The sequence below is a fragment of the Micrococcus sp. genome (genome assembly GCF_034179925.1).
In the GTDB taxonomy this organism is placed as follows: Bacteria; Actinomycetota; Actinomycetes; order Actinomycetales; family Micrococcaceae; genus Micrococcus.
In genome coordinates, this window is sequence record NZ_JAXFPG010000015.1 from 20,316 (window position 1) to 30,250 (window position 9,935).

7 protein-coding genes are annotated in these 9,935 nt (G+C 72.0%); all 7 read right to left on the bottom strand.

The annotated features are described in order from the left end of the window. Positions 1-5: 5 nt before the first annotated feature. Positions 6-2,177 carry an acyltransferase family protein gene (locus SPI96_RS02730; RefSeq protein ID WP_321080830.1) on the bottom strand — a complete coding sequence of 724 codons (2,172 nt, stop codon included), beginning with the start codon at positions 2,175-2,177 and terminating at the stop codon, positions 6-8. Continuing rightward, entirely contained in the window at positions 2,174-2,779 is a 606-nt protein-coding gene (gene pgsA, locus SPI96_RS02735; protein WP_321080831.1) for a phosphatidylinositol phosphate synthase, read from the bottom strand. The genes SPI96_RS02730 and pgsA overlap by 4 nt, the downstream gene beginning before the upstream one ends. Further along, entirely contained in the window at positions 2,779-3,474 is a 696-nt protein-coding gene (locus SPI96_RS02740; protein WP_321080832.1) for an HIT domain-containing protein, read from the bottom strand. Before SPI96_RS02740 ends, pgsA begins: the two co-directional genes overlap by 1 nt. Further along, entirely contained in the window at positions 3,471-5,450 is a 1,980-nt protein-coding gene (thrS, locus tag SPI96_RS02745; protein WP_321080837.1) for a threonine--tRNA ligase, read from the bottom strand. Before thrS ends, SPI96_RS02740 begins: the two co-directional genes overlap by 4 nt. 75 nt (positions 5,451-5,525) lie before the next feature. Then, a complete protein-coding gene (locus SPI96_RS02750; RefSeq protein ID WP_321080833.1) occupies positions 5,526-9,062 on the bottom strand; it encodes a DNA polymerase III subunit alpha in 3,537 nt (1,178 codons plus the stop codon). Then, a complete protein-coding gene (locus SPI96_RS02755; RefSeq protein ID WP_321080834.1) occupies positions 9,059-9,379 on the bottom strand; it encodes a DUF6504 family protein in 321 nt (106 codons plus the stop codon). The genes SPI96_RS02750 and SPI96_RS02755 overlap by 4 nt, the downstream gene beginning before the upstream one ends. Before the next feature lie 336 nt (positions 9,380-9,715). Then, positions 9,716-9,935: hypothetical protein (locus SPI96_RS02760; RefSeq protein WP_321080835.1), on the bottom strand; the 220-nt coding region annotated here is incomplete at its 5' end.

Consider the following 9,935-nt stretch of genomic DNA (forward strand, 5'->3'; position numbering starts at 1 on the left):
CGGTGTCAGGCGCCGGGGAGCAGGGGCTGGATCCGTTCCCCCAGGGGTTCGGCGAGCGTGGCGGCGAAGGTGCGGGTCAGGTGGTTGGAGTCGGAGAACACCACCGCCTCGCCGATCACGGGCGCGCAGACCGGGCCGGGGCAGATGAGGTCGTTCAGGTCCAGCCGCTCCACGCCGTCGGAGAGCTCGAGGGCGCGTTCGAGGTCCGGGGTGCCGGAGGCGGTGACGCCGTCCTGCCGGGGGCTCGTGCACGCGGTGGGGTCGTCCTCGTTGCGCTCCAGGCACGTGGGCACATTGGTCCGGGCGTGGGGCGGGTCCATCAAGGCGACCACACGTCCGGCACCGGCGTCCTGGAGGGCCGCCCATGCCTCGGCCATGCCCTCGGCCGCCGGGGTGCCGTCCACGGTCAGGTAGCGCGCGGAGGAGACGATCACCAGGTCCGGGCGAAGTCCGGCGACCTCCTGCACCATCCGGCGATTCCACTCGTCGCATTCGGTGAAGGGCCGCTCCCCCGAGTCAGACCGGCGGATCACGGTGGCGGTGGTGACCGGGCAGGCGCCCTTCATCAGGGTCACCACATGCCAGCCACGCTGCTCGGCGGCCGGGATCAGCGCGGAGCTCCAGTGCCCGGCGTGGGAGTCGCCCGCCAGCACGATCACGGTGTCCGATCCCTCATCTCCGTAGTGGCAGAGCACCGGCTCGGTGACGGCGTCGACGGCCTGGCAGCCGTCGGTCACCGCGGTGCCGAGGTCCTTGGAGGCCTGCGCCGGAGCGGGGACGAGGCGGGTGGTGGAGGCGAGGTCCTGTACCGGGTCGTGGCCGTTCACGACGACGGCGGCACCAGCCACCGGACCCTGCTCACCGGCCGGAGCAGTGCTGGACGCAGACACCGCCACCAACAGGGCGGAGGCACCGGCGGCCACCCCCATGCCCACACCCCCACCCCACAGGGCACGGGCATGACGAGGCGCACGGTTGCCGTGGGCCCCACCCGCGGAAAGGAAGGGCTTCTCCACCGCCACCCGCAGCAGCCACGCCACCGGAACAGACACCACCGCGGTGAGCAGACCCACCCACAGCGGCATGCCCTCGGAGAACTGCCAATCCACGATCACCAACAGCGGCCAGTGCACCAGATACAGCGCGTAGGACAGATCCCCGATCCACTGCATGGGCCCGGTGGCCAACACCCGGGAAACCCCACGGCCCTCCACCCGGAACGCCCCAGCGAGGATCACCGCGGCCGCACCGGCCACTGGCAGCAGCGCCGCCGCCCCCGGGTAGGACATCGACCCGTTGAAGACCACCGCGGACACGACGATCGCGGCCAACCCCGCCCAGCCGAGCACAGTCGTGAGCCCCGAGGACAGCCCCGGCAGCAGGATCACCACGCAGGCCAGCAGCGCACCCAGGGCCAGCTCCCACACGCGGGTGGTCGTCACGAAGTACGCCGCCCCCGGATCAGCCGCACTGAACGTGATGCTGTGCAGCAGGGACACCGCCCCGGCCACCGCCGCCACCACACCGACACTCGCGGCCAGGCCGCGCACCGCGGCGATGCCCTCCGTGGCAGAGGCGGCGCCCTGCGTGACGGGGGCGGGGGCCGGCGTCGTCGTCGGACGCAGACGACGCCGCAGGCGTACGTACCCCACCGCCGTCACCACCACCAGCAGCGGCCACACCAGGTAGTACTGCTCCTCCACCGCCAACGACCAGTAATGCTGCAACGGCGAGGCAGGCTCCTCCGCCGCGAAGTAGTCCGTGGTCGAACGGGCCAACGCCCAGTTGGCCACGCTCAACGACGCCCACAACCCCATCCACCCCACCGGGGCCCCCTGGGAATCTGGCAGGAAGAACCACGCGGCCAGCACCGTCACCACGATCACCACGAGCGAGGCCGGAAGGATCCGCCGCGCCCGGCGTGCATAGAACGCCACCAGATCGATGCGGCCGGTGCGGGCCCGTTCACGGATCAACAGACCCGTGATCAAGAACCCGGAGATCACGAAGAACACATCCACACCGACGAACCCGCCCGGCAGGAAGGGCACCCCAGCGTGGAAGATCAGCACCAACAGCACGGCAACGGCCCGCAGGCCCTGGATGTCACCGCGGAAACGAAGACGACCCACCCCGGGGCGAAGCGCCGGCTCGTCCATGGGATTGACGGTGGTCATGGGCGCGTCTGACTCCTGACTGAAAGAATGCGTTGAATGACGGTCACCGCAGAAGCGGCAGCCAGCAGGCCGAGGGCCACTGTCAGGGCCACCGCAGGCAGCCCGAGGCCGACCAGGCCCGTGACCACGAGCGTGAGCACCAGCCGCTCCGCCCGCTCCGCCAACCCACCGGCAGCGGTGAAGCCGAGGGATTCAGCCTTGGCCCGCACATAGGACACCAGCATGCCCAGGGCGAGGCAGACGGCGGCGAGGGCCCCGGCCAAGGGCTCCTGCCCCACCCCGAAGCCCCACCAGCACAGGGCGAGGAACACGGAGGCGTCCTGGACCCGGTCGAGCGTGGAGTCCAGGAACGAGCCCCAACGGCCGGTGGTCCCGGCCAGCCGCGCCATGATGCCGTCCACCAGGTCGGAGAACACGAAGAGCGTGATCACCATGGTGCCGGCGAACAGGTGCCCGGCCGGGTACAGCAGCAGGGCTCCGAGGCTGACCCCCACCGTGCCGACCACCGTCACCGCGTCCGGGCTCACCCCGGCTTTCAGCAGGGCCCTGGCCAGCGGGGTGAAGACGGCGGTGGTGGTCCCCCGCGCGCGACGGTCGAGCATCAGGCGCGGTGTCCCGCGCTCGGACCGGGCCGCTGCCCCGCCGCCGGGGCCGAGGCGGCGTCCTGGCCGTTGCGGGCGCGCCGCGCGTCGTGCTCGGCGGCGGCGGCCTCCCAGGCCTCGGCGAGCAGCGCACGGGTCTGCCCGAGGGTCTGGGACATGTTCTTCGTGTGGGCGATGATCGGCAGGAAGTTGCCATCGCCCGTCCACCGCGGGACCACGTGCTGGTGCAGGTGCGCGGCGATGCCCGCTCCCCCGGCCACCCCCTGGTTCATGCCCAGGTTGTAGCCCTTGGGGCGGCTGACCTGTTCGAGCGCCAGCATCGCGGTCTGGGCGAGTTCGGCCATCTCCACGGTCTCCTCGGCGGTGGCGTCCGTGTACATCGGGATGTGCCGGTAAGGGCAGATCAGCAGGTGGCCGGGGTTGTACGGGTAGAGGTTGAGGATCACGAAGCAGGTGCGCCCGCGGTGCACGATCAGGGACTCCTCGTCCGTGCGGGACGGGGCGGCGCAGAACGGGCAGGTCTGCTCGTCCTTCACCTGATCCGGGCCGGCGGCGATGTACGCCATCCGGTGGGGGTTCCAGAGCCGGTCGAAGGCGTCGGGCACCCCGGGGAGGGCGAAGTCGTCCGTGGCCGCGGCGTCGCCGGCGGGGTCGCCGTGAGGAGCGACCCCGCCGGAGGTGCGGGCCTCGGTCACGGGGTGACCTCGCGCTCGCGCACCGCCTTCACGATGCGCGCGATGGCCTCGTCCACGGCCACGCCGTTGTCCTGGGAGCCGTCACGGAACCGGAAGGAGACGGCTCCGGCCTCGGCGTCCTCGCCGCCGGCGATCAGCACGAACGGCACCTTCTCCTTGGAGGCGGTGCGGATCTTCTTCGGGAAGCGGTCCGTGGAGTCGTCCAGGCGGGCGCGGATGCCCTGGGCCTGGAGCTTGGCGACGACGTCGGCCAGGTAGTCGGCGAACGCCTCAGCCACCGGGATGGCCACGACCTGCTCGGGCGCGAGCCACGCGGGGAACGCGCCAGCGTAGTGCTCAGTGAGGACGCCGAGGAAGCGCTCGATGGAGCCGAACTTGGCCGCGTGGATCATCACGGGCTCCTGGCGGCTGCCGTCCGCGGCCTGGTACTCGAGTCCGAAGCGGGCCGGCTGGTTGAAGTCGTACTGCACGGTGGACATCTGCCAGGTGCGGCCGATGGCGTCCCGGGCCTGCACGGAGATCTTGGGGCCGTAGTAGGCGGCTCCCCCCGGATCCGGGACCAGCTGGAGCCCGGTCTCCCGGGCCACGGTCTCCAGGACGGCGGTGGCCTCGGCCCACTGCTCGTCGGTGCCGATGAACTTGTCCGACTCCGGGTCCCGGGTGGACAGCTCGAGGTAGAAGTCGTCCATGCCGAAGTCCTTGAGCAGCCCGAGGATGAAGTCCAGCAGGTGCTTGACCTCCCCGGGGGCCTGCTCACGGGTCACGTAGGAGTGGGAGTCGTCCTGGGCGAACCCGCGCACGCGGGTGAGGCCGTGGACCACACCGGACTTCTCGTACCGGTACACGTGGCCGAACTCGAACAGGCGCAGCGGCAGCTCACGGTAGGACCGGCCGCGGGAGCGGTAGATGAGGTTGTGCATCGGGCAGTTCATCGCCTTGAGCCGGTACTCGTGGCCCTGACGGGTGACGTTGCCGTCCTCATCCACCTCCTCGTCCACCTTCAGCGGCGGGAACATGGTGTCCGCGTAGTAGGGCAGGTGCCCGGAGGTGTGGAAGAGCCCGTCCTTGGAGATGTGGGGGGTGCCCACGTACTGGAACCCCTCCTCGATGTGCCGACGGCGGACGTAGTCCTCCATCTCGCGCTTGATCACACCGCCCTTGGGGTGGAACACGGGCAGGCCGGAGCCGAGCTCGTCCGGGAAGGAGAACAGGTCCAGCTCGGCGCCCAGACGGCGGTGGTCGCGGCGCTCGGCCTCGGCCAGGCGCTCCTGGTAGGCCTTGAGGTCCTCCTTGGAGGGCCAGGCGGTGCCGTAGATGCGCTGCAGCTGCTTGTTGGTCTCCTTGCCGAGCCAGTAGGCCGCGGCGGAGCGGGTCAGGGCGAAGCCGTTGCCGATCAGCTTGGTGGTGGGCAGGTGGGGGCCGCGGCAGAGGTCGCACCAGAGCGCGTCGCCGCTCTTGCGGTCCACGTTGTCGTAGATGGTGATCTCCCCGGCGCCGACCTCCACGGTGGCGCCCTCGCCGGCGGTGTCTGCGGCGTCCTTCTTGCCGAGCAGCTCGAGCTTGTAGGGCTCGTCGGCCATCTCGGCGCGGGCCTCGTCCTCGGTGACGACGCGGCGGCGGAAGCTCTGGCCGGACTTGATGATGCGCTGCATCATCTTCTCCAGCTGCTTGAGGTCCTCGGGGGTGAAGGGCTCGGCGACGTCGAAGTCGAAGTAGAACCCGTCCGTGATGAACGGGCCGATGCCGAGTTTGGCGTCGGGGCGCAGCTGCTGCACGGCCTGGGCCATCACGTGGGCGGTGGAGTGGCGCAGCACGTTCAGGCCGTCCGGCTCGGAGATGTCCACGGCCTCGACGCTGGCGCCGGCCGGCACCTCACGGGAGAGATCCCACAGGTGGCCGTCCACGCGCATGACCACCGTGGTGGGCTGGTCCCGGTAGAGGTCCGCACCGGTGGTGCCGTGGGTCACCTCCCGCATCTCGCCGTCCACGGTCAGCAGGATGGGGGTGGCCTCGTTGTGCTCGGGCACGTGTGCTCCTTCAGGGGTCAGGCTTCATGGCCGGTGGCATACGGGGGCCACGGCCAGCCGCGTCCAGTCTAGTGGCGCGGCCGAGGGCGGCCGGTCACCGGGTCGACGGTCGAGGGCGAGCCGGCGCCGCCACTGCTCCCGAGTGGCGTCCAGGTAGTCGGGGTCCGGGAGGGTCTCGGGGCGGTGGAGGTCCCAGGCCCGGAGGGCCTGCACGGACACGGCTCGGGCGCCCGTGCGTCGGACGGTGCCCTCGATCAGCAGTAGGCGGGAGGAGAAGAGCATCTCGCCGCAGGCGTGCTGGGCCTGGCTGAAGAACGCGGCGTCCACGCAGCCGGTGCCGTCGTCCACGGAGAGGAACACCACCCGTTCACCGGAGCGCATGGGCGGGGTCTGGGTGGCCACCCGTACCCCTGCCACGAGCACCCGGGACTGGGAGCGGACCGAGAGCAGGTCCGCCGCGCATGTCACGCCGAGCGCCTCCAGGTAGGGGGCGTGGGAATCCATGAGGTGGGCGGTGACGTCCAGGGCGGTGAGGTCCAGCTCGGTGCGCACCGCGGCCGCGGTGGGCGGGTCGGGGAAGAGCGGGCGCAGGGCGCCGAGCTCGGTGTCCGGCAGGTCCAGGGCGAGCTGGCCCTCCACCTGCCGGGGCCGGGCGGGCCGCGAGCGCCGTGCCGTGCGTCCGGGGGCGTCGGGGCGGGTGGCGGAGCGGTGGAGCTCGAGGTGGTGGACGAGGTCGGTGCGGGAGGCTCCGGCGGTGGGCAGGAGGCAGTCGAGGGCGCCGAGCTGGGCGAGGCGTTCGAGGCTGCGGGAGGTGGGTCGGGCGCGGTCGCGGACGTCGGCGAGCGTGGTGTAGGGGCGGCCGGCCTCGAGGCGTTCGGCTTCGGCGGCGCTGAGCCCGGAGAGCACGGTGAGGGGCAGGCGGATGCCCCAGCGGGCGGGGGCGGCGCCGGGGCGCCCGTCGGCCTCGGGGTGGGCGGGGACCTGTTCGAGGCGGACGTGGCGGGTGGAGGCGTTGACGTCCACGGGCAGCACGGGGATGCCCATGCGGCGGGCCTCGGCGACCATCAGGCGGGCGGGGTACATGCCGGGGTCGTGTTCGAGGATGGCGGCCATGAAGGCGGCCGGGTGGTGGGTCTTGAGCCAGGCGGAGTGGTAGGTGGGCAGGGCGAAGGCGGCGCCGTGGGCCTTGCAGAACCCGAACGAGCCGAACCCGTGGAGGGTGGCCCAGACCTCGTCGATCACGTCCAGGCTGTAGCCACGTGCGAGGGCGCGGGTGCGGAAGTGCTCCTCCACGGTTCGCTCGGAGGGGCCGCCCAGGAGACGGCGCAGCTCGTCGGCGCGGGCCAGACCGCAGCCGGTCATCACGTCCAGGGTGCGCAGCACCTGCTCGTGGAAGACGGTGACCCCGTGGGTCTCGGCGAGCACGGGCTCCAGGTCCGGGTGGGGGTAGCGGGCCGGAGCCCATCCGTGGCGGTGCTCGAGGAAGGGCCGGACCATGTCCGACTGCATGGGGCCGGGCCGGAACAGGGAGATGTCCACGGTGAGGTCGTTGAACTCACGGGGTTCGAGCTTTCCGATCAGCTCGCGCTGCCCGGGGGATTCGATCTGGAAGCACCCCAGGGTGTGGGTGGTGCGGATCATCGCGTAGGTGGCGGCGTCGTCGAGGGGGACCTGCTCGAGGTCGATCCGCTCCCCCGTGGTGCGCTCGACCTCGGCGAGCGTGTATGCGATCGCGGACTGCATGCGCACCCCGAGGATGTCGAGCTTGAGCATGCCCATCGGGTCCATGTCGTGCTTGTCGAACTGGCTCATGGGCAGGCCCATGCCGGAGGGCTGCACGGGGGTGCGGTGCAGGAGGGTGGCGTCGCCGAGGATCACCCCGCACGGGTGCATGGAGATGTGGCGGGGCAGACGGTCCAGGCGTTCGGTGAGGTCCACGAGCAGATCGAGCTGACGGGCCCCGGCGGCCCGGCCGGAGTCGATGCGCCGGGCGAGGCCGGCCAGCTCCGGCATGCGCTCCAGGGCGCCGCGGAAGTCGGAGGCGGAGAAGCGCCAGAGCTGCTTGGCGACCGCATCCACTTCGGCGTCCTCCATGCCGAGGGCGCGGCCGGCGTCGCGTACGGCACCGCGGGCCCGGTAGGCGTTCTGCATGCTCATGAGGGTGGTGCGCTCGGCGCCGAAGCGGTCCACCACGGCACGGTAGATCTCATGCCGTCGGGCGGACTCCACGTCGATGTCGATGTCCGGCAGGGTGGAGCGGTCCTCGGAGAGGAACCGCTCCATGATCAGCCCGTTGGCCATGGGGTCCACAGGGGAGATGCGCAGGGCGTGGTTCACGAGGGAGGACGCCCCGGAGCCGCGGGCGGCCACGCGTATGCCCATGCCCTCGATGAGGTCCACGACGGCGGCCACGGTGAGGAAGTACCCGGCGAACCCGAGGCGGCCGATGATGCGCAACTCGTGCTCGGCCCGGTCGTGGAGCTCACGGGCCGCACGCCCGGCCGCGGGGCGTCCTCCGCTGCCGTGCAGGTGGGGGTAGCGGGCGATGAGGCCTTCCAGGGTGCGTCGGCGCAGGACGGCGTCGGGGTCGCCGTCGATGCCGACCACTGATGCCTCGGGCACCCGGGGGGTTCCCCAGCCGAGGTCGGTGCGGGGGTCGAGGGCGCAGGCCTCCGCGAGGGCACGGGTGGCCTGCAGGAGCGGTCCGGGCTGTTCGTCCGCGGCGTGGCAGACTTCCCGGGCGATCCGGTGCATCTGAGTGCGGGACTTGAGCCAGCCCTGCCCGTTGGGCTGGAGATCGTGGAGGGCGTCCAGGCTGGTGAGGGCGCGGGCGGCGTCGAGAACGTCCGCGGTGGCTGCCCCGTCCGGGCCCGCATACCGGACCGCATTGGTGAGCACGGCGGGGACCCCGGCGGACCGAGCCGCACGCAGCATCTTCACGGCGTGCCCGGTGTCCATCCTTCTGCCCGGCGGGGAGAGGTGGTCGACGACCTCCACGTGGAGACTGCGGGCGGGCAGGGCTGCACGCCAGCGGCGCAGGGCGCTCGCGGCGGGGACGGTGCGGCGACGGGCGAGGTGGCGGCCGACGTCGGAGTCCGGGCCGAGGAGGATGTACAGCTCGGGCGGGGCCGCGGGCGGGACTGCGGCGGAGGCGGGAGTGTCGCCTGTGGCGGCCGCGGCGAGTTCGGCGACGGCGAGCCAGGGCGCTCCCCCGGCGGAGCCCCCGGTGGTGCGCGCATGGGCGGCGGAGACGGCCTGGCACAGGGCGCGGTAGCCGGAGCCGTGGCAGCCTCCCCTGGCGAGGATGAGTACACGCCCGGCGGGTTCCTCCTCGGACCATCGGACGGCGAGGTCGGCCCCGACCACGGGGGTGATGCCGTGGTGGAGGCAGGCGCTCACGTGCTTCGCCATGCCGTAGAGGCCATCCCTGTCCGTGCAGGCCAGCAGGTCCATACCCTCAGCGGCTGCGACGGCGGCGAGTTCTGCGGGCCAGCTGACTCCGTAGTGGGCGCTGAACGCGGAGGCCACGTGGAGGTGGGCGAAGTCATGGCGGCCGCTCATGCCGTGCGTCGCAGGTCCTGGGCGGCCTCGTGGACGCGTATGAGCCGCCACCGGCCGGAGTCCACATGGTGCGCGACGTCCACGGTGCGAGCCTGTGCGCCCCCGGCCCGGGCCAGGCGCACCTGCAGGCGCCATATCTCATGGTCCACGAGGCCGGGCCCGCGGCCCTTCTCGGCTCGGGCCTCCTCCGCCCACCATCGGCGGCGCTCGAACCAGCGCAGTGGCGGGGCCGCCAGCACGTACTCCCTGCCTTCCCATTCCAGACGCGACGGCGTGCCGTCCTCCGCGCACCGCACCGCGACCGACTGCGTGAACATTCCCTGCTCTCCTCTCCCTGGGACCACGACCTGGCGCCCGCCGGCACTCACCGACGAGCAGTGGCATGCGGCGCACCCCGGGGCACCGGAGCGGGGAAGAGAGACCGGCCTGGGAAGGGACCGTCCACCGCACGCCCATCGCGATCGAACTGGTGTTCGAATGCGATGCAGCCACCCTGCAGGGGGTGGCGGACACGTTAAGGCGCGAGAGGCGACCAGGGGCCTGTGGAGAACGTATGGACTCCTGCGGGCGTGTGCGTAGACTCTGGGTCACGGTGCCGCTCGCGCCCCGCGCAAGCGGGGCTGTGCGATCAACAGCAGGGTGGCGCTTCCGGTTCAGGACGTCTCCTTGAGGGGGAAGCTGATGACACTGTCGGAGAAGAACGCTCCTGTGGAGCGGCGGGTGAAGGCGGCAGCCCTGACGGCCGGCCTGGCGCTCACGGTGACCGCCTGCTGGGGCGGGGGTGGGGAGCCGGCCGAGTCCGCGTCGCCCACCGGTTCGCCGAGCACGACGACGGCGGCCGCGGAATCGACGCAGGCCGCGTCGAGTAGTGCT

Excerpts from the sequence above, each read along its gene's own strand:
- SPI96_RS02730 (WP_321080830.1), bottom strand. The coding sequence starts at position 2,177 with ATGACCACCGTCAATCCCATGGACGAGCCGGCGCTTCGCCCCGGGGTG.
- pgsA (WP_321080831.1), bottom strand. The coding sequence starts at position 2,779 with ATGCTCGACCGTCGCGCGCGGGGGACCACCACCGCCGTCTTCACCCCG.
- thrS (WP_321080837.1), bottom strand. The coding sequence starts at position 5,450 with ATGCGGGAGGTGACCCACGGCACCACCGGTGCGGACCTCTACCGGGAC.
- SPI96_RS02750 (WP_321080833.1), bottom strand. The coding sequence starts at position 9,062 with ATGAGCGGCCGCCATGACTTCGCCCACCTCCACGTGGCCTCCGCGTTC.
- SPI96_RS02755 (WP_321080834.1), bottom strand. The coding sequence starts at position 9,379 with ATGTTCACGCAGTCGGTCGCGGTGCGGTGCGCGGAGGACGGCACGCCG.